Raw genomic sequence first — 23,692 nt, 5'->3', positions numbered from 1 at the left:
TGATAATTGTTAATTGCACATTGTTAATTGCTAATTGCCTATTAGTCTCTCTTTCAAAAAATGTCCCGTATATGATTTGTCACACATCGCAACCTGTTCAGGAGTACCACAAACAACAATATTCCCGCCCTTTTCGCCACCCTCGGGACCTAAATCAATAACCCAATCAGATGATTTAATTACTTCTAAATTATGCTCAACTACAACAATTGAGTGTCCGTGTTTTATAAGTGCGTCGAACGATGCTAACAGTTTGCTAATATCGTGAAAATGAAGACCCGTAGTGGGTTCGTCAAAAACAAATATTATGGTGTCGGAACCGTCTCCCAAATCTTTTGAAAGATACGAAGCTAGCTTAACTCGCTGACTCTCACCACCCGAAAGCGTCGATGATGATTGTCCTAAATGCACATAATCGAGACCAACATCGGCTAATGGTTGTAGGTTTTTTGCAATTTTTTTAGCTAATGAACTTTTTCCTTGACTGAAAAAATCAATTGCTTCGCTAACAGTCATTTCAAGTACATCGTAAATTGATTTACCTCTGTATTTAACGCTCAAAACGTCGTCTTTAAAACGTTTACCGCCACACTCCTCGCAAACTAGTTGGACGTCTGCCATAAATTGCATACTAACAGTAGTAATACCTTCTCCTTGACAGGCTTCGCATCGACCACCATCGGTATTGAATGAGAAATGTGAAGGTTTAAAGCGCATTTGTACAGCCAACTGTTGGTCCGAAAATAGTTTTCTTATATCATCGTAGGCTTTTATATAAGTAACTGGGTTTGAGCGCGATGAGCGTCCAATCGGGTTTTGGTCAATAAACTCAACCCTTTTATGAGTTTTAATATCTCCCTCAATTTTAATATGTTGTCCAACAAAGTCGGAGTGCCCGTTATATGCAATTTGCAGGGCAGGAACAAAAATACCTTTTATAAGTGATGACTTTCCGGAGCCACTAACACCTGTAATTGTTGTTAATACATTTAGAGGTATATCTACATCAAATCCTTTCAGGTTATTGTGCCTTGCGCCAACAATTTTTATGCTTTTATTAAACGGTCGCCTTTTTGCGGGAATATCAATTTTCAATGTTCTATTTAGATAACCAGCTGTAAGGCTGTTTTCTTGCTTCAAAATATCGGCTTTCTCTCCTGCAAAAATCAAGTTTCCGCCAAAAATACCTGCACCGGGACCAATATCAATTACATAATCAGCTGATTGTATTATCTCCTCGTCATGCTCAACAACTAAGACCGTGTTTCCCAAGTTTCTGAGTTTTTTCAGAACTTTGATTAAACGTTGCGTATCCCTTGAATGCAGCCCAATGCTCGGTTCGTCCAAAATATATAGTGCGCCGACTAAATTAGAACCTAACGATGCCGAAAGCCTTATCCTCTGGGCTTCTCCACCAGATAGTGTGTCTGAACGACGATTTAAGGTCAAGTAACCCAAACCTACTTCTTTAAGAAAACCAATACGGTTTCTAATCTCCAGTAGCACCCTTTCGCTTATTACCTGTTCGTGTTTATCTAGAACTAAATTGTTGAAAATTTTGTCAAGCTCTTCGATAGGTTTTTGTATTAAGTCGGGTAGGGAATAACCTCCAACTTTCACATAATTAACCTCTTTCCGTAGTCGTGAACCCAAACAGTCAGGACAAATTGTTTTTCCACGATAGCGACTTAGCATTACCCGATACTGTATTTTATACAGGTTTCTTTCAAGCATTTCAAAGAAACTGTTAATACCTTCAAAATATTTGTTACCAGTCCAAAGCAGTCGCTTTTGTTCGTCTGTAAGTTCAAAGTATGGTTTGTGAATTGGAAAATTGAATTTTGATGCGTTGCTAATCAACAGATTATTAAACTCTTTCATAACCTCGCCACGCCAGCAGGCAATAGCACCCTGATATATCGACAAGCTTTTGTCGGGTATTACCAAGTTTTCGTCTATTCCGAGTGTTTGTCCGTATCCGTCACAACGTTTGCATGCGCCCATAGGACTGTTATAACTGAAAAGATGTTCGGTTGGAAGTTCAAACTCTATCCCGTCAAGTTCAAATCGGTCTGAAAAATGCTGATAATGAGATGTTTCTGGAATATAGATTGAACATTTGCCGTGTCCCTCGTCGAAAGCTGTTTGAACAGAATCGGCCATGCGCGACATATTGTCCTTTTCTGTTGAAGCAACTACTCTGTCAACTACGACGTAACTATCTGTCTTTTTGTTTATTAGGCTATAATCTGTAAGATCTTCGATATTAATTACCTCATTTGCCGATAAAATTCGCTGGAACCCATGTGCTAAAACCAATTTCAAATCCGCCTCAACATTTTTAATTTGAATAGGAGTGAGTATCATAGCTCTCGTTCCCTCATTCAGAGAGGTTATATAATCGACAACATCAGTAACTGAGTGTCTTGAAACCTCTTTGCCCGAAATAGGGGAGAATGTTCTTCCTATGCGTGCAAACAGAAGTCTTAGATATTCATATATCTCCGTTGATGTCCCAACTGTAGAGCGTGGATTGCTCGAACCAACTTTTTGTTCAATGGCAATTGCGGGCGGAATGCCTTTAATGGAATCAACGGCGGGCTTATTTATCTTTCCAAGGAACTGTCGGGCATAAGCCGATAAAGATTCTACATATCTTCGCTGCCCCTCAGCATAAAGTGTATCGAATGCTAACGATGATTTTCCACTTCCCGAAACGCCTGTAACAACAATAATTTTATCTCTGGGAATTTCGAGGCTTATATTTTTAAGATTGTGAACTTTTGCTCCCGAAATTATTATGTAGTCGTCTTTATGACTCATTAGAAGTTATTGATTTGCAATAAAAAGTAACTCAATATCAAATATCAGATTAGTTTTTGGTTCGATAACAGGGGGATTTCCCTCTTCACCATAAGCCAAATCCCAAGGTATAAGTATTCGAGCTTTTTCGCCAATATGCATCTCTTTTATAGCTTCATTTATCCCTGGAATTACGTGCCCCTCATCAACAACAAACATAATATGTTGATCCCGTAACACACTGGAATCAAATATCTTGCCATCTTCGAAATATCCCGTATAATGAATACCAACAATACTGCCAGTGGTTGGTTGTTTATCGTTAGTTGTGAGAAAAGGGATATATCTTAAACCATTTTCTAATGTAATAGTGTCGTTATCAGATATATATGGAGTGATTATTGGAGGTTGTTTTACTTCAATCATCTCAATATCGTATGTCAAATCTGTATTTGGTGGTATCAGGGTGTAATAACCCTTTTCGCCATAAGCCAATGCTGATGGAATGACAAAACGCGCCTTAGAACCTTGACTCATCAACATAAAGGCTTCATTCAGACCTTTTATTGCTGATATTGTTCCAACTGTAAGTTTTTCAGGTTCTTCAGATAGTATCGATGAGCTAAATATCTTTCCGTTAGGCAGATAGCCAGTGTAATGAAATGTAACAATGTAATTGCTGTCGGGTTTGACACCATCGTTGTTTTCAATAAAGGCGTATTTAATCCCCGATTTGGTAGTCTTAAATTCCTTTTTATCAACTTTAAAAGGTTCAATTGGTGTTTGTGGCACAACTTTAAATAGCTCAATCTCAAAATATAGGGTTGAGTTGGCAGGAATAGGACCGTTGTCACGACTGCCATATCCAATGTGTGGAGGAACAATAATCCACATTTTCGAGCCTTCGTTCATCAATAAAATGGCTTCGTCCCAGCCATCAATAACTTGTCCTACGCCGATGTTAAATTCTAATGGTCTTCCATGATTTGCAGAGTTATCGAACTCCGTGTTGTCTTTGAATAGGCCCTTGTAATTAACAACCACTAAATCACCAGCTTTTGGTGTTTTGCCATCTCCTTGAATAATGGTTTTATGATAAAGCCCGCTTTTTGAACGTTCAAACGTTTTTAACCAACTGCGATACTCTTTTTTGTTTTGTGGAATTGATAGTGTATCTGTTGTTACGTTTGCTTTTGTTAAAATTGGAAGATTGATATTAAGTACTATTATCAACAAAATGAGAATAGGTATAGGTTTGCCATTGATTTTCATAAGCTTTTATTTATTTTCTGTTTTTTGAGACTGAAATAATCTCAATATCAAATACTAAAGTAGAAAACGGTGGTATCATGTCCTTAATACCTGTTGAGCCGTATGCAAGATAAGAGGGGATAACGACGCGTCCTTTACTGTATTCTTGTAATCCTATAAGTGCTATTTCTAGTCCGGGTATAAGAGCCTCATCGCCAACAATGATTGTAAAAGGAGAATTATTGGCATATGTGTTTGCAAATATCTTACCATCAATAAAATAGGCGATGTAATTCATTGTAATCAGGTCGCCCTTTTCGATTTTTGGACCTATCCCGTTGCGTTCGGGCAGATAGTAAAGCATTGAGTCAAGTTCAACTCTGTTTTTTGATACTTTTTCAAGGAAATCCTCTAAAAACTCTCTCTCTTCCAAAAATCCTGATGATAGTTTTGTACGTCGTATCTCTTCAAATTTTTTAACGCTCATAACATCAACCAATCCAATATCAAATCTTAATAAATCTTTTTCTTTAAAGTGCTGTGGTGCAGGGGTTTGCTTAGAATAAGTATAAAAATCTATGGCATTTATAAAAAATGATATAGAATCCCCGCGGTGCATAAACATAAGCGCATCTTCTATTGAGCCACCCTTGTGTGCAGGTTGTTGTACTTGCATTGTTATGTTTGTAGCCTCTTCTAGGATAGAGTCGTTTGGTGCGGTGATTTTTAGATTTAATATTACAATGTCGGTGGGTCTTGGACTTAGCCCATATTCAGATTTTATGTGGTTTATATATTTAAAACCTTTATCGTGAGTTCTTTTTCTATTGCTGTTGTTGCAACCTGCAAAAACCAAAAGTGTTGATAATAAGATAATTAGTGAACGCATAAGCTTATCAATTGATTTATAGTTATTTTAATCTTCTTTCGTTAAGAAATTAACCTACGAAAATACTCATTTTTGATATACATGGAAAATTCAAGCAATACAAATGCATGGATAGGTTGAGCAATATGTAAAAGAGTGTTGTTTATAAACGGTTTGCTCTTTGTTGAACAGATACCAAATCTATTTCATATATAACAGAAGTGAACGGTGGAATAATTCCTGTACTTGAGCCTTTAGACCCCCAAGCTAATCCTGAAGGAAGAATAATTGCTGCTTTATCACCCTCTCTCATCATTCCTATAGCCTCTTCCAAACCTTTGATAACCTGCCATTCAGTACCATATACACACTCAAATGGTTGCTGTCGTTCAACTGTAGAGTCGAAGAAATCACCGTTTAAAAATTTACCTTCATAGTTGACCGTAACAATATCACCGAGTTCAACTTTTTTACCGTTGCCACTTTTTAGTGGAATAAAGTACATGCCCGATTCTGTGGGTTTTATTTTAATATCGCGTTGTTCGATAAAATTCTCTAAAACGGTACGCTCATACTCTCCAAAATCTTTAATCCATGCTAAAAACTCTTCTTTTTCGCGTTTGTATTGATCTTCTGTTCTTTTGATTATCATTTTAATATCAACTTTCAAAACATCTCCGGGGCTTAAAAATGAAGGAAGTTCTCCGCTTAATGTTTTTTCGAATAATCCTTGTGCATCGATTATAAATGAAGCACTATCATGTTCTGAAAGTGCAAAAAAGCAGTAATCTATTGAGCCCGGAAATTCAGGTTCAGATAATTGCAGTGTACGACGACCAATAAAAAATAGACTATCATTCATTGTCCTGTATGCAATGTCAATAGTAACAAAGTCACTTGCTTTAGGAAAACTGCGTTCGTCTCCAAACATTATTAGTTTGTAATAAACATCTCCGTCAATTAAAGAGTAATCTGGATAAGGACTTTTTTTTGTGCAACCTGTAAGTAAAAGGGAATAAATAGTTACTGCAAGAATTGTTGCTATATATTTGTGGATAAATGTTTTAAACATAGCGTTTGATTAAAAGAATTTTTAAATATGTTAACATAATGTTAATTTTACGAAAATAGTAAAATTCTTTTAAAAAATGTTATTTGAAGTAATAAAAGTTTTAGACTAACTTATTTAAAACTATTAAATAGTGGTTGCAAACAGATCGAAAGCGTGTGCATCAACAATTTTCACGTTTATAAAATCGCCAACTTTTATTTTTGTATCGTTTGAGTTTGTGATTAAAACCTCATTGTCCACCTCGGGTGAGTCGTATTGAGTGCGCCCAATAAATATATTATCCTCTTTTCTGTCAATAATAACCCTTTGGATTGTTCCTATTTTACTTTGATTTATTTCGGTTGATATTTTTTCCTGAATGCTCATAATATGTTCAAGTCGCTGTAACTTAACCTTTTCTGATATGTTGTCTTTCAGTTTCTTAGCGGCAGGTGTATTCTCTTCGTGAGAATATGTAAACGCTCCAAGTCTCTCAAAACGAACGGTTTTAACAAATTTGACTAACTCGTCGAAACGTTTGTTAGTTTCGCCAGGAAATCCAACAATTAAAGTTGTTCGGATAGCTATATCAGGAACAGCCTCCCGCAACATCTCAACTATTTTGATATTATCCTCGTAGGAGTGGTGTCGCTCCATTTTTTGAAGTATAACATTGTTGGCATGTTGAAAAGGGATATCAACGTAATGGCAAATTTTGGGATTATTAGCCATTAGTTTTGGCAGTTTTTTTGGGAATCCTTGGGGATATAGATATTGCAATCTAATCCATTCAATTTCAGCGATATCAGACAGTCTATTAATAAGCTCGTAAAGTGTAGTTTTACGAGCTAAATCGCTGCCATATTGGTTTAGGTCTTGTGCTACCAAAATAAGCTCTTTTGTGCCTTGTTCTGCTAAAAAACGTGCCTCTTTTACTAAATCTTCAATTTCCACCGATTTATGTTTTCCCGTTATAAGCGGAATAGCACAAAATGCACATTTTCTGTTACACCCTTCTGAAATTTTTAGGTATGCGTAATGTTTTGGGGTTGTAATAGTTCGTTGATATAGTTTCTCAGATACAGTGCTTTTATCAATGCTTTTAACTATATCGTCAATTGCAAACTTGCCGAAGAAATTATCAACCTCTGGAATCTCTTTAATCAGTTCGTTTTTATAACGTTCACTTAAACAGCCGAAAACAACTATTTTCCCAACTACACCTCTATCTTTTAAATTCACGTAATGAAGTATCGTTTCAATTGACTCCTCTTTAGCATCGTTTATAAATCCGCACGTATTTATGGCAACGATATCAAGATGTTCTGCTGTTTGATTCTCTGCAATTAGTTCAATATCATTAAGTTGTAACTGACGTATGAGGCGTTCACTATCAACAAGGTTTTTGTAACAGCCTAAGGTAACTACTTTTGCTTTTGCTTTCATTTAAGTAGTTCTCAAAAGTTTAATGTCAGTCCAATTCCGTTTTCTGTAAATGATAGTTTTAGCTTATTTTTATCCCAAAACGAACTTGTTCGTAATCCACTGTTATAGGTTTCAACTGCTTGTATTGATTTTTTATTACAACTTTTAACAATTGGTATAGAAACAACAATTATTCCTCCACCAATACCAGCCATTGTCCAGTTTGGTTCTCCGCCACCTAATGCTGCCCCTATAGGCCATCCTATCAAAAAACCACCAACTCCGCACATTATAGTTGCTATGGTATGTTTTGTTTTAGCAGATTTGATTTGTTGGTAGGCTTGTTCATTTGATTGCATTGTGCTTACAAGTTGATTTATATCCAATTTTTTGTCGCCTTGGTAAAACTGATATCCTCCAAATACTTTTTTTACTGAAATCGAATCAGATACAGATTGTCCATAGGTAAGTGAACAGACAACTGTAAGTAAGGTCATAATAATTGTTACTCTTTTCATTTTTAAATCAATTTAAATTATTGTGCATAAATAAATATCTATATGAGGCATAACGCTTGACAAAATGAAACGGTCGTGTTTTCGGAGTTTGCCTGTATCCATCGAGGAAAACGTTGGTATGAGAACCAAAACCACGCAAAACCATTGAATTCCAACTGTTTTATATTGACAGATGTATTTTATTCATCTTGTTTCTCCATTCCTGTCATTATCGATATAACTCTACCCGTTGAATCTATAACTTTAATTTTGAAATCAATGAGATATGGCTCAATTATCGAATCTGATTTTACTTTTAACATCCAACTTTCTTTAACTATTTTTTTTGATAAATTTTCTAAATATGAGGTCTTTGTCCAACCTAGTTTTAAAGAATCTACTGAATACGGAAACATAGAAACTGTGTCAAAATTTTGCTTACAGTCATTAGTCCATGGCAATATCCAATTATTTGTTATTGTCCCAATGCTTTCTTTATATTCTTTTTTCTCTGAATCTGTAAATTGTGTTGAATCAATTGAGTTTTCCATGTTTATATAATTCAATTGGTCAAGGCTTTCAGGAAACTTTTGTTCAGTAAATCGCTTAGCTATTACTAGCGAAATCAAAGTTTGCTCACAACTATCAATTTCCATTTCTTGTGCACAATCCACGAAAGAGTCAGTTATCTGTTCTACAATCGGGTTAATTAAAATTCCACAGCCGGGAATCAAAACAATCAATGCAATTATGTAAAAGTTTTTTTTCATTTATTACATATAGCAATAACTCGATTTATTGAAAGGTTTATCAGTCTTACTATCAGCTTTTAAACAGCGAATCCACAAACTCAGCTTTGTTAAACAGCTGCAAATTTTCAATTCCCTCACCCACACCAATATAGCGTACCGGAATTTTAAATTGGTCAGAGATACCAATAACAACGCCACCTTTTGCTGTTCCGTCTAACTTGGTCAGTGCCAAGTCGGTAACTTTTGTAGCAGCAGTAAACTGTTTTGCTTGTTCAAAAGCGTTCTGTCCTGTGCTACCGTCTAAAACTAACAAAACCTGATGAGGTCCCTCTGGAACAATCTTTTGAATCACTTTCCTTATTTTGGTAAGTTCGTTCATTAGGTTGATTTTGTTGTGCAGTCTTCCTGCAGTATCAATTAAAACAACATCTATATTGTTTGCTACGGCAGATTTAACTGTATCGAAAGCAACAGAAGCAGGATCAGCTCCCATTTGTTGCTTAATAACCGGAACCCCAACACGTTCGCCCCAAATAACAAGCTGTTCAACGGCTGCCGCTCGAAAAGTGTCAGCTGCTCCTAACATAACCGAGTTACCACTCTGTTTGAATTGGTATGCCAACTTCCCGATAGTTGTTGTCTTGCCTACACCATTAACGCCAACAACCAGTATTACGTAAGGTTTTTTGTTTTCCGGTGGATTAAACCCCATTTCATCTTCGTTGTCGTTTTCTTCTAATAGAGCAGCTATCTCTTGCTTTAAGACATTATTCAGCTCATCAGTGTTAACGTACTTATCTCTTTTGATGCGCTTTTCTACTGACTCAATAATTCTCAAAGTGGTGTCGACACCAACATCAGATGAAAGCAGCACTTCTTCGAGATTGTCAAGTACTTCATTATCAACTTTTGATTTGCCGAGTATTGCTCTACCGAGTTTATACAAAACACTTTCTCGTGTTTTATGGAGCCCTTTATCAAGAGTCTCTTTTTTGTCTTTTGAGAAAAAGAACATAGTATTATTTTTAGTGAACTAATTTAGACGAACAAAGTTATATAAAAACATCAAATAAACAACGTGTTTGACAATTTACAAAGTTGCGAGTTGCAAGGAACAAGGTGCAAGGTAAAAGGTACAAGGTAAAAGGTGCGTCTTGCGTGGAACGAGTTGTGTCTTTTTTGAAATAGGCTTCGACTTTTCGTTTTTCTGTCTTCTGACTTCAGACTTCGGTCTTCCGACCATTAAATTAAACCAATTAGGAGTTAAGGAATATTAAGGAAAGACTACGTCTTTAAAATATGATTGATTTTCACCACTTACCATTCACTACTCACCATTCACCATTCACCATTCACCATTCACCATTCACCACTTACCAACCACCAACCACTTTCAACTTTTAACTAAATTGCTAATTGTTCATTGCTCATTGTTAATTGCTTAGTTGTTAATATAACGCAAAAAAGCCTCCCAAGGAAGGCTTAAATGCATAAAAGTATGAACAAAAAACTATTTTTTGCTAAAGAAATTTTTTATCTCTTCTTGTGGTACAACATCTTCTTTAAACTGATAAGATCCAGTTTTTGGAGATTTTACCATTTTAATAACTTTGGCGTAACCTTTTGTGCTGCCACCTTTTCTCAATGTTGCTACTGCTTTCTTTGCCATGACTAATATTTATTTAATTTCGCGATGTAATGTCATGCGTTTTAATATTGGGTTGTATTTTTTTAATTCCATTCTTCCGGTTGTGTTTTTCCGGTTTTTAGTGGTTATATACCTCGATGTTCCAGGCATTCCACTCTCTTTATGCTCAGTGCACTCAAGAATTACTTGTATACGATTGCCTTTTGCTTTCTTTCCCATTGTAATCTAAATTAATAACTTTTAATAAAACCTTTTTTTTGGGCTTCTTTAAGGCTATTTAATAGCCCGTTTTTGTTGATTGTTCTAATTCCATTGGCTGATACTCTTAGAGTAATCCAACGATCTTCTTCAGGAATGTAGAATCTTTTCTTAAATATGTTGGGGTAAAAACGTCTTTTTGTTCTACGGTTTGAGTGCGAAACATTATTACCGACCATCATCTTTTTTCCTGTTATTTGACAAACTCGTGACATCTATAATTATGTTTAAATCTTTTGTTTATTTTTCGGAGTGCAAATATCGGGTAAATTTTTTATTTACACAACTCTTTTGTTGTTTTTTTCGTAAAAAGTTTTAGTTCACAACAATTTGCTGTTTATTTAAATTTAAACTAAAGGTTTATATAAATTCTTTAAAACCTTGTATAACAAATATATTGCACTATTAGTAGTTCGCTCTATGTTTATTTCTCTTGTTTTTCCAAATAGATACTTCTCTGTAAAGAACTTGCCCTTAAAATATACTGATATCCAAACTGTGCCAACTGGTTTCTGTTCAGTTCCACCAGTGGGACCAGCTATACCTGTTGTTGATACTACGATATCGCAATTAAGTATTTTTTGTGCCCCTGCGCTCATCTGTTCCACAACCTCTTGGCTAACAGCACCAAACTTTTCTATAGATTTCTCATCAACTTTTAGGATGTTGGTTTTAATCTCATTCGAATAGGATACAATCGAGCCTTTAAAATAGTCGCTTGCACCGGCTTTTTGGGTAAAGACTCGTGCAATATTTCCTCCGGTGCAACTCTCGGCAGTTCCAATGGTTAATTTATTGGATACTAGTAATTTAGCAACTGTATCAAGAATTGTATCCTGGTCTTTTGCAATTAGTTTTTCACCCAAAAGATTTTTCAAAGTGTCAATGCTCTGTTTATAGTGCTCTGTAACAGGTTGTGGGCGAAAAACTCTCAATTTTATAATTCCTGCGGCGGGCAAGTATGCGGGCTTCCATTCATCGGGCAACTGTTCTTCCCAATCCTCTAACAGATGGGCAAGAGCTGATTCTGAAATACCCATTACATGAAACAGGTCGTAGGTTTGTGGGATTAAGTCGAATTTGGAATTGATTATCTCCTTTAATCTATTTTCATATAACCACTTCATCTCAAAAGGAACTCCCGGCAGAATTGCAAAGATAGTTTTGCTATCATCCTTTGAGAATACCATACCGGGTGCGGTGCCAACTTCATTCCTTAGAACAGTGCAACAGTCGGGAACCATTGCTTGATCGTGATTTCGTTGGTTAAGATTTTTATTTCCGTGTCGTCTAAAATGCATTTCGGAGATATCAGACAAAACATCATGGTTTAAAACCAACTTAGCTCCAAACCAATTGTTTAGTATAACCTTAGTTCTATCGTCATTAGTAGGACCTAAGCCACCTGTAAATACAACAAAATCAAAACGGTTGTTGACATATTCCAAAACTTCGATAAGCTTTTCGGCGATGTCGCCAATGCTTATTATTTCAGCGATAGTGAAGCCTTCAGAAAAAAGATTGTTCGCAAGCCACTGGCTATTAGTGTCTAATATTTGACCTATTAATATTTCATCGCCTATAGTGACAATTACAGCAGAATATTTTGACATGATAATTTTATTTTCCTTTTCTTAATCTATTAAATGGACTTCTATATCTTTTGTTTTTCAATGATGGTGTCGGAAATATTCCATGCTTAACCTGTTTTATATCTTCAATAGAATAAAATGATTGAGGATTGTGAGCTTCGATTATATTTTCAACTTTTGGTAAATCTTTTCTGTTGATTATTACATACACAACATCAACTTTGCCGCTGTGACCTTCACCCCCTAAAACAGTTGCTCCGAAACCAGCGTCGTGGAAATTATTAAGCAGTTGTTTAGTACCCTTTTCGGTAATTACCCTAACAATATGTATTCCCATTGCCAACTTCTCTTCTAAGAGAATACCTATATAATTTCCTGCAGCAAAGCCCGCTGCATAGCCAAGATAGCAACTCCAGTTATTTAGGTTTTTCATTATCTCGCCAATTGCTAAAATCCAGATTAAAACCTCAAAAAAACCCATTATGGGTGCGGTCTTTTTAAATCCTTTTGACAGGAAAATAATCCGTAGCGTACCTATGCTAACATCGATAACGCGTGCCACAAATATAAGAAGTGGCAATACTACATAAGAAAACAGATTTGAGTCGTAAAAAGAGTCCATATCATTAATGATTTATCGTACAGTATCGAAATAATATTCTCGTTTATCAAATTTAAGGTCTTGTAAAATACTTGATTTAACTCCAATTGTAAAGAAGTAGCTTTGTCGCTCTCCAAATGGAACCCACTCGAAGCGCATTATCCAACAGTGTAAATCTCTCGTTATTCCCAAGTTCGTAAGTGAAATTTGTTTCCTTTCGATGTCATAACCAGTTGAATAGCTTATTTTCCATTTGTTTGTTACACTAAAGTCTCCCGAAATGTTAACGTTCTGAATAACACGCTTTTTTGTATCAGGCTTTGCGTATGAATATGTGTACCCAACGCTAATTGACCAGGGGATATCAAAATAGTTATAATAGTAATTGTAGTCATATGGATCTAAACTAACGCGTTCGTTTTTATCGCCAAAAGATGTTGAATTTAGGCTAAAATTAGCGGTAAAGTTAACAGAGGTCAGTCGTCCTAATTTTTTGTCGACTTTGTATTGAAATTTATTGATACGCCGCATAGCAACCTCATCAAATGTGTACCAATCCATGCTTCCGCTTAAATTAAAGTTCAAAAAATCGAATAGTTTAGTTCGGGCATTAAAACTAAGTGGTGACCAGTTTAGACTATCTATAGCTGCGTTGTAGTTTGTTGACAACCCAATAGCATCGAAAATAGTGATTTTTTTTGAATCATTTAGGGAATCTTTTCTGGTTCGAACTTTCATTTCAACATTATTATTAAGGCTGAACGAAATAGACTTTGATTCTCCTACCGACGGAGTTCCAAAAATACTACCTGCATACCTGTTGTAGTTTAAAGCCGCAATAGTGTCATGATTGTAATATCCGTACTTTTGTTCGCCAAAATCGGGCTTATACGATAATGAAATTGATGGTTTATGTACAACTCTTATGGCTTTTACGGGTAGTTTTGGATGAAACTTGAACATACCATATATCATGGTGCTCATGCTTACTGATGTGTTATAATCCCAAACACGGTAAAAACCTTGCGAAGTATCAGCAATAACTGTGTCTCGTATTGGAGGGTCTATCATTAGGCTATCATGCATTGTTCCCTTGATAAATTTCTTGTTAAATTGCTCAAAATACCAACGTTCTTTATACGATGCTTGCGGCGTTATATTAATATGCTTTAACACTTTTAGTGACGCATTTGAGTTTATGTTGTGATTGACACCATATTTGAATTTGTCGTTCATTCTGTTGGTAAAAAAGTCACGCTCGTGCATTTTTGCAGTGTTTTGCAAGTTTGCATTATAGGTTATCCCAATTGTTTCGTACCATTTTTGTTTTCCAATTCTCTCTTTTCGTGCAAAGGGAGTTTGTCGTGTCATATTAAGTGTTGCTGTTGGTAGAGTAAGTGTAACACTTGTATCAATTGTGTTTAAAACGTGCTTAGCATTAGCAGATAGAGAAAAAGGTGTGCCCGAGAATGTTCTCTGGTAAGAGATATCGCTCGACACAGTGTTTTGAATATAGTTATTAAGGTTTGTAGAGTAGATATTAGATGAGGTTGACCTTAAATTAACATTAGCTCCAAAACGTTGGTAGGGGTTAGCCTTAGGGTCTTGGTTATGGTTCCATGTAAATACATATCCATCACGCACTTGTCTGTCAGACGTCCCTTTTTCGCCTATCACTATTTTCTCGGTTTTGAATGCCAAAACACCTCCAAATTTGTAACGTAGTTTGTATCTTGATCTTGCTTCCAAATCCCATGAACCCTTTGTGTAAATTGAGCCTAAAATTCTAAAGTCGAAGTAATCAGTGCCCGCCCAATAATATCCGCCATTAGTAAGGTAAAAGCCTCTTTCACGACTATCACCATAAGATGGAATAATAATTCCAGAGGCTTTTTCTTTAGTAAATGGGAAATAACCGAAAGGAATAGCAACGGGTGTAGGTATGTCTTCGATAACCAAGTAGGCTGGTCCGGCAACTATCTTTTCGTTCTGGATAATTCGAGCTTTTGACAAAGCGATGTAAAAATGTGGATGCTCATTCTCGCAGGTTGTATATTTACCCTTTTTAATATCAATAATATTGGCAGAGTGTTTTTTTGTAGTAGAGCTATGTAAAAACCCCCCATCTTGTTCTGTCACAACATCGTGAATCAAACCTTTCTTTGTGTTGAAATTATATCTAATAGAATAAGCCTCAAATTGGTCCGGACCCTCTTTAAATACCGGAAAACCAGACATTTGCCCTGTGCTGTCGGGTTTGCAAGTTGCAAACACTTCTCCCTTTTCGAAGTCGATTTCAATGTAATCAGCCGTAAGTTCCATATTTTGATATGTTACCTTTGCATTACCTATCAAAACCTCCTTTTTTTTCCTGATAAAAACTTTTATTGTATCTTGAGCCTGATAATCTATTGGCATTTCTAGCATTGATTTGCTTTTTTTCTGTACAGAAGGTTTTGGCTTATCAATAGACTCATCTTGAGACCATAATAATTCTATCGGAAATGTTAATAGTAATAAAAGTAATATGTAAAAATATCGATTCACTTATGAAAAACGATTAATAAATTATACTTTTGTATTCTATAACGTTGGATTTGCAAACTTATCCTAATTTAGCTAACAATAAAAAGTATAATATTGAGTTTCAAATATATACAGTTTACAAAACATTAAAATCAAACGCACATGGAAACATGCTCGTCAAATTTCGTGTCAAAACTAACGAAATTCTCGCTAAGAATATCAACCCTTTCGTTAATGTCTCGATTTTTTTTATTATTAATCGTTTTTTTATTGGGGTTGCAGAGTGCGATTTCTCAAGATAGTAAAATAGGAAAGCAGTCATTTACTGTTGTGATCGATCCCGGACATGGAGGCAAAGACTCAGGTGCTTTAGGGTCTTCTACACAAGAAAAAGATATTGTTCTTAGATTAGCTTTAAAATTAGGAGGACTTATCAACGAAGGATTACCAAATATTAAGGTTATTTATACACGTGATACAGATGTTTTTATTCCATTGGATCAACGCTCAAAAATTGCAAATGAGAATAAGGCAAACCTTTTTATTTCATTACATGCCAATTCATCCAAAAATGTTAAAGCCCATGGAACAGAGACCTTTGTAATGGGGCTACACAAAACCCAGGAGAACTTAGAAGTAGCACAAAAAGAGAACGCAGTTATTGTTCTTGAGCAAGATTATAGCGAGAGATATGAAGGTTACGATCCATCATCTGCTGAATCGTTTATCATTTTTTCATTGATGCAAAATGCGCATCTTGATCAAAGTCTCCAATTTGCAAATCTTGTACAAAACGAATTTACTCAAAATGTTAAAAGGCATAACCGAGGCGTAAAGCAGGCGGGTTTTCTTGTGTTATGGAATACTAGCATGCCCTGTGTATTAGTGGAAGTAGGATTTATTTCAAATAGAGAAGAAGAAGCTTATATCAATAGCCAAAAAGGTATAGAGCAGTTAGCATCAGCTATTTACAGAGCTGTTGATTCATATTTTGAGGAGTTAAGTATAAAATTAGAAAAACTAAGTGAGAGCCAAGATGGTCAGGCTAATGATAATACAACCATAAAGTTACCTCAAAAAGGAATTGTATTTTCTGTTCAGCTAACGGCATCAAAGGCAACACCCGACTTGGGTAAAAAAGAGTTTGTTGAATTAGGAAAAGTCTATTATTTATGGCTAGACGGGTTTAATAAATACTATCACGGTACATTTAGTACGTATGCAGAAGCTAAAAATGCAATAGAAAATTGTAAAATATATTTTCCAGGAGCATTTATTACAGCTTTTGAGGATCAAAAACCAATACCCGTTGATGTAGCTATTAGAAAGAGCTCAAAATAAGTAAATATTTGGCTTACAAAACATAAATTACATAGCCAACTATTGATTTTGAATAATTGAAAAAACAGTATATTTGCATAAAAAATAGAGTATGGCATTAGGTCATAAATCAAAAATTGCCTTAATAGGCTTACTTGTCTCAATTGGTATATTTATACTAATATGGGGGATTAACTTTTTAAAAGGTAGAGACGTATTTTCAAATGAAAATTTTTATAAAGTTACTTATCAACATGTTAGTGGATTATCCGAATCGTCTTCAGTTTTATTTAATGGTTTTAAAGTAGGAACTGTTCATTCAATAAAAATCAATTTTGAACAGATTGGCAATATAGATGTAGTAATAGGAGTTAACCCTAAGATAGATATTCCTGTTGGCACTATTGCGCGTATTGTTAGTATTGATTTAATGGGAACAAAAGCCGTAGAGCTTGAGTTTACCGAAAATAAACAGTTTCATAAATCAGGCGACACGTTGATTTCAGACACGGAAGAGAGCTTAAAAGAGCAAGTAAGTATACAAATGTTACCCCTAAAACATAAGGCAGAAGATTTGTTAAATGAGATGGAGGAAGCTATAAGAATGGTAAGATTGGTTTTTAATGAAGAGACACGAGAAGATATTCAAAAAGCATTTACTCATATTAACTCTTCAACTAAAAACATACACAGTATTACTAATAAACTAGATACTCTACTTGTTAATAAATCTGATGATATACAAGCTACGGTTGTAAATATCAGAAGTTTGACAGACAACCTAAATAAAAGCAATAAAGAGATACGACAAATAATTAACAATTTAGATAAAACCACAGACTCTATATCAAACATCTCATTTGTAAGTTTAACCGATAATATCAATAAAACAACGGCTTCTGTTAAATCCACAATGGAAAGAATTGAAAAGGGCGAGGGCACAGTTGGAAAGATGATGCAAAATGACACCTTATACTACTCACTTGTCGAAGCGGTTGAAAACCTGAGCAAACTGTCCGAAGATATAAATAAAAATCCTAAGAGGTATTTTAACTTTAGTATCTTTAGCAGAGAAGTTAAAAAATAAGCTCGGTTAGTAAAAAAATCACACATTTAAGTGTACCAACGTAGCAGCTTCTTATAAATGCGTGTGTTACGTATGTGTCGAAAATATATCTATTGTCCTATATTTACAATATGCGGACTATAATAAATCTGTCCTTAGGGATAATACATGGTTAACCGTAAGTATTATTTTACAAAATTGTAAACTTTTACATGAACAATTGTTATTATAACTTTAATAATAATTTTGAAGTTTTTTTTAATTTAATGTGCAAAAATTTTATAAAAATATCAAAAAAATAACAATAATATAACAACGTTTAAATAAAAATATTAGAACATATAATTAACCATAAAGCAACTATTTACACCAATAAAATTTGCTTGTCACTTGCATGATTTTAATAAATAATTGCAAATCTAGTTAAAAAATATAAATTATAAATTACTGAAATATAGATAAATATATAATATATAAAAAATATTCTTCAAAGCACTTGATAGTGAAGTTCATATCAAAATATCCAAAAAAGCAAGAGGAAATTCATTTTTTTATATAAAAATAATTCACAATATTGCAGGTACAAATGCCATTTTTCTTGTGTACTGATTTTTAAGTGAAAGGAGTTTTTTTTAATGAAATTTAATAGTCATGATCAAATATGGGAGAGGTGTCTTAATATAATTCGAGACAATGTACCAGTACAAGCATTTAAAACTTGGTTCGCTCCAATAAAACCACTACATTTTGAAGGAACAGATTTGCGACTACAAGTCCCATCAATGTTTTATGTAGAGATTTTAGAAGAACACTATATTGGACTATTAAAATCAACACTACGCCGAGTTATTGGACCCGGTGCTAAATTATCATACGAGCCAGTTATGGTCCAAGATTTAACCAACGAAAACTCTAAAACTATTGCTATGCCCGCACAAGGAAAAGTAAACACTGTGAACAAGCTTGTTGAAATACCAATTAGTGTCGACAGAAGGCACGAAATAAAAAACCCTTTCGTAATACCTGGTTTACAAAAGCTTAAAATAGATTCACAATTAAATCCACAATACACATTTGATAATTTTATAGAAGGCGATTGCAATAAATTAGCTCGCTCGGCAGGATTAAATATAGCTGCAAATCCGGGCAAAACAGCATTTAATCCGTTGTTTATTCACGGTGGCAGTGGATATGGAAAGAGTCACCTTGCTCATGCCATAGGTCTTCAGGTTAAAGAACAGCACCCTGACAAAATGGTTTTATATGTTCATGCACATCAATTTCAACAACAATTTGTTGATGCAGTACAAGCTAATGAGACTAACGATTTTATCAACTTTTATAGAATGATAGATGTATTGATAATTGATGATATACACTCATTTGCACAAGGAAACAAGCCCAAAACGCAGGAAGCATTCTTTCATATTTTCAACTATTTGCATCAAAACTTTAAGCAACTTGTGTTAACATGTGATAAGTCGCCAGCCGAACTACAAGGTTTAGAACAACGACTTTTATCGCGCTTTAAATGGGGATTAATTGCCGAGCTACAAGCACCCGATTACGAAACACGATTAGCTATATTAAAACATCGTTTATATAGAGATGGAGTTGAACTTAACCCAGAAATACAAAAGTATATTGCTAAAAACGTAACTACAAACGTTAGGGAAATGGAGGGTGCTTTAGTTTCACTCTTAGCACATTCTACTTTAAATAAAAATGAAATAACTTTAAGTTTAGCTCAAGATTTAATAGATAAACTTGTTAAAAACACGCGTAAATCAATTACAGTTGATTTAATACAAAACACAATATGTAGCTATTATAAAGTTTCTCTCGAACAACTTAACAGTAAAACACGCCGTAGAGAAATTGTCCAAGCGCGACAAGTTGCAATGTATTTTGCTAAAGCGTTGACTAAGGAGTCATTAGCCTCAATTGGCACATCAATAGGAGGGAAAGATCACGCAACTGTCCTTCACGCCTGTAAAACAGTCAGAAATTTAATGGAAACTGACAGGAGCTTTAGAGAGGATGTGTTAGAGTTGGAGAAAATATTTAAAGGTTAATTACTTTTTTTAATGGCAATAGTTTCCAAAGCGATGTTTAATTGTTAGCTTTGGAAACTATTTCATTTTGTGAATTTAAACAATATTTGTAATGTCCATAATAATTAAAACACCCGAACAAATTGAGGGTATTCGTAAAAGCTCTCGTTTAGCAGCTAATGTTCTGAAATACATTGAACCTTACGTAGTTGCAGGCGTTTCCACAGAGCATTTAGACAACTTAATATTAAAGTATATAGAAGATAACGGCGCAATATCAGCAACGTTGGGTTACAACGGTTTCCCAAAAGCTTCGTGCATATCTCTTAATGAAGTTGTTTGTCATGGAATTCCTTCAGAATCAATTATCCTAAAAGAAGGTGATATTGTAAATATAGATGTAACCACAATTTTGAACGGATATTATGGCGATACAAGCACAATGTTTTTGATAGGCAATGTATCAGATGAGGCAATGAAATTGGTTGAAGCAACCAAACATTGTTTGAACTTAGGGATTCAACAAGTAAAGCCTGGTGCATATTTTGGTGATATTGGATTTGTTATTGCACGTTATGCACACAGCAAAGGATACAGCGTCGTTTACGAGTTTTGTGGTCACGGAGTTGGAATTGATTTTCATGAAGAGCCGCAGGTTGAACATATTGCACGCAGAGGCTCCGGAAAAAAGATGCGCGAAGGAATGATTTTTACAGTAGAGCCAATGATAAATATAGGAAAACCAAGAGTAACAATAGACACCAAAGATGGTTGGACTGCCAGAACAATTGACGGAAAGCTCTCTGCACAATTCGAACACACGGTTTTAGTTACCCCAACAGGCTACGAAATATTAACCTTACCCGATTAACATCAGAGAGTTTGGACATAATTTTGAAAAATCAATCTCCTTTTGTAAATTTGACACGAAAAGGTCAATATACTTTGTATTGATATTATAACAGATAAAATTGTAATTTATGAAACTATTAGAAGGTAAAACAGCAATTATTACAGGAGCTGCACGAGGAATAGGAAAAGCGGTTGCGCTCCGTTTAGCATCAGAGGGATGTAATATAGCATTTACAGACCTTGTTATCAACGATGTAGCTCTTGAAACCGAAAAAGAGATAAAAGCTCTAAATGTCAAGGCAAAAGGCTATGCTTCAAATGCAGCAGACTATGAGCAAACGCAAAAAGTTGTTGAAGAGATAGCAAAGGACTTTGGACGCGTTGATATTTTAGTTAACAACGCAGGAATAACAAAAGACGGTGCTCTAAAGCGCATGACCGAAGATCAGTGGGATGCAGTTATTACCGTAAACTTAAAATCAGCGTTTAACTTTACCAAAGCTGTTCAGCCAATTATGTGGAAACAGGCCTCCGGAAGTATTATCAACATGAGTTCTGTTGTTGGAGTAGGCGGAAATGCCAATCAATGTAACTATTCGGCATCAAAAGCCGGAATGATTGGTTTTACAAAATCAATTGCCAAAGAGCTTGGTGTACGTAATATTCGTTGTAACGCTGTTGCACCTGGATTTATCATTACCGACATGACAGGACAACTGCCAGAGGAGATAGTTAAAGGTTGGTACGAAAAAATTCCACTAAGACGTGGTGGAGAACCTGACGAGGTTGCTAAGGTGTGTCTATTCCTAGCATCAGACTTATCTTCGTATGTTAGCGGACAAGTAATTAGCGTTTGCGGAGCAATGCAAACCTGATTGTAAAAATAGAACTGAAAATATACAATCATAAACCATTAGAGCTTTACATATATTTGTAAGGCTCTTTTGTTATAATATTGTATCTAAAAACACCGAAAAATCTCGTATTTTTGACAATTAAAACATGGTAATTACGACATGAGTAGCACACTTCAATTTATATTCTATTTTTTATTGGCTTTAGCCGCTGGAGCTTTAGTTTCATACTATTTTTACTATAAAAAATCATCTAATCAGTTTTCTAAATCAGTAACTTTTTATCTTTTTGCGTTAAGAGCATTAACTATCGCGCTGTTAGTTTTTATTTTGCTAAATCCTCGCATATCATTTACACTTACAGAAATTCAAAAACCAAAACTTATTTTCGCCTACGATAATTCAGAATCAATAAAATACTTGAACGATTCCATCAGACTACAACAGAATATTGATATTATAAATAATCAAGCCGAACAGTTAAGCAAAAAGTTTGATATACAGAACATTACATTTGGCGAAAGAGTTTGTGATACTTGCCCGTTGCAACACAGTGAGAATGAGACAAATATATCGGCACTGTTCGACCATATTGATAGCTATTATCAGGTAAATAAGCCCAACGCTATTGTTTTAATTACAGACGGATTGGTTAATACAGGCGAGTATCCTACAAGAAAAGCTGAAAAGAGTGGCATACCTGTACTATCGGTTGTAATGGCTGATACTGTGGCAGTTATTGATTATTGGATAGCTTCAATTCAAAATAACCCAATGGTATATTCCAACAATAAATTTCAAGTTGATATTGAGGTCAGAAGAACTGATAATAATATAGTTAACTCGGAAATTGAGATTTACCGCAAAGGAACTCTTGTTGAAAAAATCCCAATCAATTTTCAAAAAGATGAACAGAGAATAAAAACTACTGTAATGCTTAACGCTCCAAAAGCTGGTGTTTATCAATACGAAGTAAGATTAAAAGCCGACCAAAGAGAGAAAAATATTGAAAACAATAAAGCCTATTTTGCGATAGAAGTTATTGATGCAGAAACAGATATACTGCTACTTTATAATGCACCTTCTCCAGATATTGGTTTTTTACGACAAAGCATTGAGCAAAATAAGGCTTATAGACTTGATGTGCAGCATGTTAGTTCGTTTTCTGGAGATTTTAATAAGTATTCTGCTATAATTTTCATGCACCTTCCCGATGGTGATTTCGGTGCTGATAGGTTTGTTGTAGAGGCAGTTAAGCAAAATCGTTCGATATGGTTTTTCGTTGGCTCCAAAACAAATACAACAATATTGAACCAACTAAATTTGGGGTGGAACTTTAGTCGTACAGGCAAAAAGTTAGATTTGGTATATCCTGTTGAAAACCAATTCTATAATTACTTTATTATACCTCAGTTGCTTCTTTCAGTGATCGATAAATTGCCACCGTTATATGCTCAATTTGGACGTTGGAATGTAGTAAATAGTTCTGAAATTGCTATATTTCAGCGTATTGGGTCAGTTGAAACAGAAAACCCGTTGTTACTAACTACAATTGTAGGAAACAGACGTATAGCCCTGACAACAGGAGAGGGATTGTGGCGTTGGAATATATTTTTAAATAAAAACTACGGAAACGCCTCGGCTCTAAACGATTTAATTGGACAAGTAATTCAGTTCCTGTCAGTTAAGCCGGCAACATCGCCACTAAAAATTAGCGTAAAACCTATATGGGCAAAAACAACAAATATATACGTTGATGCGTTTGTATATAATATGAACTTTCAGCTTATCAACGATAAAAAAGTCGATTTACTGATTGAGGGCGAAGACACTCAAAACATAAGTTTTAGTATGAAACCTTATGAGCAGTACTATCGAACATATATTGGGACTTTGCCGGTTGGAACATATTCTGTAACAGGATATTATAAAACAGATAGTGCTACATATACAGATAAAAAGACATTTGCAGTTGCCGATATCAACATAGAAAAGCAAGTTTCAATTCCTGATATCACGTTCTTGAAAAACATTTCAGGAAATTCAGATGAAAATATCTTTTATAATACCGATTTAGACGAACTTTCCGACAGGATTGGCAAGCTCATAGATTCAAAACCGCGTCAAATATCAAATCGCACAATATCAGACATTGTTGTTTATACATTTTTACTATTTTTGGTTATTAGTTTCGCAACAATTGAATGGTTTTTGCGTAAATATCATGGTCAACGTTAATAAATTTAACCAGTAAAACAGGAGGATTTCAATCATG

Annotated in this window: 20 protein-coding genes; 6 read left to right on the top strand and 14 right to left on the bottom strand. The window is 34.9% G+C overall.

Features of this window, described 5'->3' with window-relative positions; genetic code table 11:
* Positions 1-30: 30 nt before the first annotated feature.
* From uvrA to GX311_10105, 14 genes are all read right to left on the bottom strand, one after another.
* Complete coding sequence (gene uvrA, locus GX311_10170; protein ID NLK16750.1) at positions 31-2,823, bottom strand: excinuclease ABC subunit UvrA; 2,793 nt, start codon at positions 2,821-2,823, stop codon at positions 31-33.
* A gap of 6 nt (positions 2,824-2,829) precedes the next feature.
* A complete protein-coding gene (locus GX311_10165; GenBank protein NLK16749.1) occupies positions 2,830-4,074 on the bottom strand; it encodes a hypothetical protein in 1,245 nt (414 codons plus the stop codon).
* Between the two features lie 10 nt (positions 4,075-4,084).
* Positions 4,085-4,942, bottom strand: a complete 858-nt coding sequence (locus GX311_10160) for a hypothetical protein (protein NLK16748.1) — start codon at positions 4,940-4,942, stop codon at positions 4,085-4,087.
* Between the two features lie 142 nt (positions 4,943-5,084).
* Positions 5,085-5,993 (bottom strand): hypothetical protein, encoded by a 909-nt coding sequence (locus tag GX311_10155; GenBank protein NLK16747.1) that lies wholly within the window; start codon positions 5,991-5,993, stop codon positions 5,085-5,087.
* 123 nt (positions 5,994-6,116) lie between these two features.
* Complete coding sequence (gene rimO / locus GX311_10150) at positions 6,117-7,418, bottom strand: 30S ribosomal protein S12 methylthiotransferase RimO (protein ID NLK16746.1); 1,302 nt, start codon at positions 7,416-7,418, stop codon at positions 6,117-6,119.
* Positions 7,419-7,429: 11 nt separating this feature from the next.
* Positions 7,430-7,915, bottom strand: coding sequence for a hypothetical protein (locus tag GX311_10145; protein ID NLK16745.1), 486 nt, complete (start codon positions 7,913-7,915; stop codon positions 7,430-7,432).
* A 179-nt stretch (positions 7,916-8,094) separates the two neighbouring features.
* Entirely contained in the window at positions 8,095-8,664 is a 570-nt protein-coding gene (locus GX311_10140; protein NLK16744.1) for a hypothetical protein, read from the bottom strand.
* A gap of 52 nt (positions 8,665-8,716) precedes the next feature.
* Positions 8,717-9,661: a signal recognition particle-docking protein FtsY gene (gene ftsY / locus GX311_10135; GenBank protein ID NLK16743.1), complete on the bottom strand. Its 945-nt coding sequence runs from the start codon at positions 9,659-9,661 to the stop codon at positions 8,717-8,719.
* A 495-nt stretch (positions 9,662-10,156) separates the two neighbouring features.
* The gene (locus GX311_10130) at positions 10,157-10,315 is read right to left on the bottom strand and encodes a DUF4295 domain-containing protein (GenBank protein ID NLK16742.1); all 159 of its coding nucleotides are present in this window, start codon (positions 10,313-10,315) and stop codon (positions 10,157-10,159) included.
* A gap of 9 nt (positions 10,316-10,324) precedes the next feature.
* Entirely contained in the window at positions 10,325-10,513 is a 189-nt protein-coding gene (gene rpmG / locus GX311_10125; protein ID NLK16741.1) for a 50S ribosomal protein L33, read from the bottom strand.
* Between the two features lie 11 nt (positions 10,514-10,524).
* Entirely contained in the window at positions 10,525-10,767 is a 243-nt protein-coding gene (locus tag GX311_10120) for a 50S ribosomal protein L28 (GenBank protein ID NLK16740.1), read from the bottom strand.
* Positions 10,768-10,899: 132 nt separating this feature from the next.
* The gene (locus GX311_10115; protein NLK16739.1) at positions 10,900-12,165 is read right to left on the bottom strand and encodes a CinA family nicotinamide mononucleotide deamidase-related protein; all 1,266 of its coding nucleotides are present in this window, start codon (positions 12,163-12,165) and stop codon (positions 10,900-10,902) included.
* Positions 12,166-12,172: 7 nt separating this feature from the next.
* Positions 12,173-12,766, bottom strand: a complete 594-nt coding sequence (locus GX311_10110; protein ID NLK16738.1) for a DUF2179 domain-containing protein — start codon at positions 12,764-12,766, stop codon at positions 12,173-12,175.
* Between the two features lie 12 nt (positions 12,767-12,778).
* Positions 12,779-15,292, bottom strand: coding sequence for an LPS-assembly protein LptD (locus GX311_10105; GenBank protein ID NLK16737.1), 2,514 nt, complete (start codon positions 15,290-15,292; stop codon positions 12,779-12,781).
* 213 nt (positions 15,293-15,505) lie between these two features.
* Here GX311_10105 and GX311_10100 point away from each other — a divergent pair, with 213 nt between their 5' ends.
* From GX311_10100 to GX311_10075, 6 genes are all read left to right on the top strand, one after another.
* Entirely contained in the window at positions 15,506-16,612 is a 1,107-nt protein-coding gene (locus GX311_10100) for an N-acetylmuramoyl-L-alanine amidase (protein ID NLK16736.1), read from the top strand.
* A gap of 91 nt (positions 16,613-16,703) precedes the next feature.
* Complete coding sequence (locus GX311_10095; GenBank protein NLK16735.1) at positions 16,704-17,678, top strand: MCE family protein; 975 nt, start codon at positions 16,704-16,706, stop codon at positions 17,676-17,678.
* Positions 17,679-18,292: 614 nt separating this feature from the next.
* Positions 18,293-19,732 (top strand): chromosomal replication initiator protein DnaA, encoded by a 1,440-nt coding sequence (dnaA, locus tag GX311_10090; GenBank protein ID NLK16734.1) that lies wholly within the window; start codon positions 18,293-18,295, stop codon positions 19,730-19,732.
* Between the two features lie 91 nt (positions 19,733-19,823).
* Positions 19,824-20,582, top strand: coding sequence for a type I methionyl aminopeptidase (map, locus tag GX311_10085; GenBank protein ID NLK16733.1), 759 nt, complete (start codon positions 19,824-19,826; stop codon positions 20,580-20,582).
* A 109-nt stretch (positions 20,583-20,691) separates the two neighbouring features.
* Entirely contained in the window at positions 20,692-21,438 is a 747-nt protein-coding gene (fabG, locus tag GX311_10080; protein ID NLK16732.1) for a 3-oxoacyl-[acyl-carrier-protein] reductase, read from the top strand.
* A gap of 141 nt (positions 21,439-21,579) precedes the next feature.
* A complete protein-coding gene (locus tag GX311_10075; protein NLK16731.1) occupies positions 21,580-23,655 on the top strand; it encodes a VWA domain-containing protein in 2,076 nt (691 codons plus the stop codon).
* The last annotated feature ends 37 nt before the right edge of the window (positions 23,656-23,692 follow it).

The sequence above is a fragment of the Bacteroidales bacterium genome (assembly GCA_012519055.1).
Taxonomy (GTDB): Bacteria; Bacteroidota; Bacteroidia; order Bacteroidales; family Salinivirgaceae; genus JAAYQU01.
Note: the sequence above shows the minus strand (reverse complement) of the source record. Positions and strands in the feature narration are given on the sequence as shown.

What these genes read in the sequence shown, in the direction of transcription:
- rpmG (NLK16741.1), bottom strand. Translation starts at nt 10,513, where the DNA reads ATGGGAAAGAAAGCAAAAGGCAATCGTATACAAGTAATTCTTGAGTGC.
- GX311_10140 (NLK16744.1), bottom strand. Translation starts at nt 8,664, where the DNA reads ATGAAAAAAAACTTTTACATAATTGCATTGATTGTTTTGATTCCCGGC.
- GX311_10110 (NLK16738.1), bottom strand. Translation starts at nt 12,766, where the DNA reads ATGGACTCTTTTTACGACTCAAATCTGTTTTCTTATGTAGTATTGCCA.
- ftsY (NLK16743.1), bottom strand. Translation starts at nt 9,661, where the DNA reads ATGTTCTTTTTCTCAAAAGACAAAAAAGAGACTCTTGATAAAGGGCTC.
- fabG (NLK16732.1), top strand. Translation starts at nt 20,692, where the DNA reads ATGAAACTATTAGAAGGTAAAACAGCAATTATTACAGGAGCTGCACGA.
- GX311_10160 (NLK16748.1), bottom strand. Translation starts at nt 4,942, where the DNA reads ATGCGTTCACTAATTATCTTATTATCAACACTTTTGGTTTTTGCAGGT.
- dnaA (NLK16734.1), top strand. Translation starts at nt 18,293, where the DNA reads ATGAAATTTAATAGTCATGATCAAATATGGGAGAGGTGTCTTAATATA.
- GX311_10095 (NLK16735.1), top strand. Translation starts at nt 16,704, where the DNA reads ATGGCATTAGGTCATAAATCAAAAATTGCCTTAATAGGCTTACTTGTC.
- GX311_10155 (NLK16747.1), bottom strand. Translation starts at nt 5,993, where the DNA reads ATGTTTAAAACATTTATCCACAAATATATAGCAACAATTCTTGCAGTA.
- rimO (NLK16746.1), bottom strand. Translation starts at nt 7,418, where the DNA reads ATGAAAGCAAAAGCAAAAGTAGTTACCTTAGGCTGTTACAAAAACCTT.
- map (NLK16733.1), top strand. Translation starts at nt 19,824, where the DNA reads ATGTCCATAATAATTAAAACACCCGAACAAATTGAGGGTATTCGTAAA.
- GX311_10130 (NLK16742.1), bottom strand. Translation starts at nt 10,315, where the DNA reads ATGGCAAAGAAAGCAGTAGCAACATTGAGAAAAGGTGGCAGCACAAAA.
- GX311_10075 (NLK16731.1), top strand. Translation starts at nt 21,580, where the DNA reads ATGAGTAGCACACTTCAATTTATATTCTATTTTTTATTGGCTTTAGCC.
- GX311_10115 (NLK16739.1), bottom strand. Translation starts at nt 12,165, where the DNA reads ATGTCAAAATATTCTGCTGTAATTGTCACTATAGGCGATGAAATATTA.
- GX311_10165 (NLK16749.1), bottom strand. Translation starts at nt 4,074, where the DNA reads ATGAAAATCAATGGCAAACCTATACCTATTCTCATTTTGTTGATAATA.
- GX311_10120 (NLK16740.1), bottom strand. Translation starts at nt 10,767, where the DNA reads ATGTCACGAGTTTGTCAAATAACAGGAAAAAAGATGATGGTCGGTAAT.
- uvrA (NLK16750.1), bottom strand. Translation starts at nt 2,823, where the DNA reads ATGAGTCATAAAGACGACTACATAATAATTTCGGGAGCAAAAGTTCAC.
- GX311_10100 (NLK16736.1), top strand. Translation starts at nt 15,506, where the DNA reads ATGTCTCGATTTTTTTTATTATTAATCGTTTTTTTATTGGGGTTGCAG.
- GX311_10145 (NLK16745.1), bottom strand. Translation starts at nt 7,915, where the DNA reads ATGAAAAGAGTAACAATTATTATGACCTTACTTACAGTTGTCTGTTCA.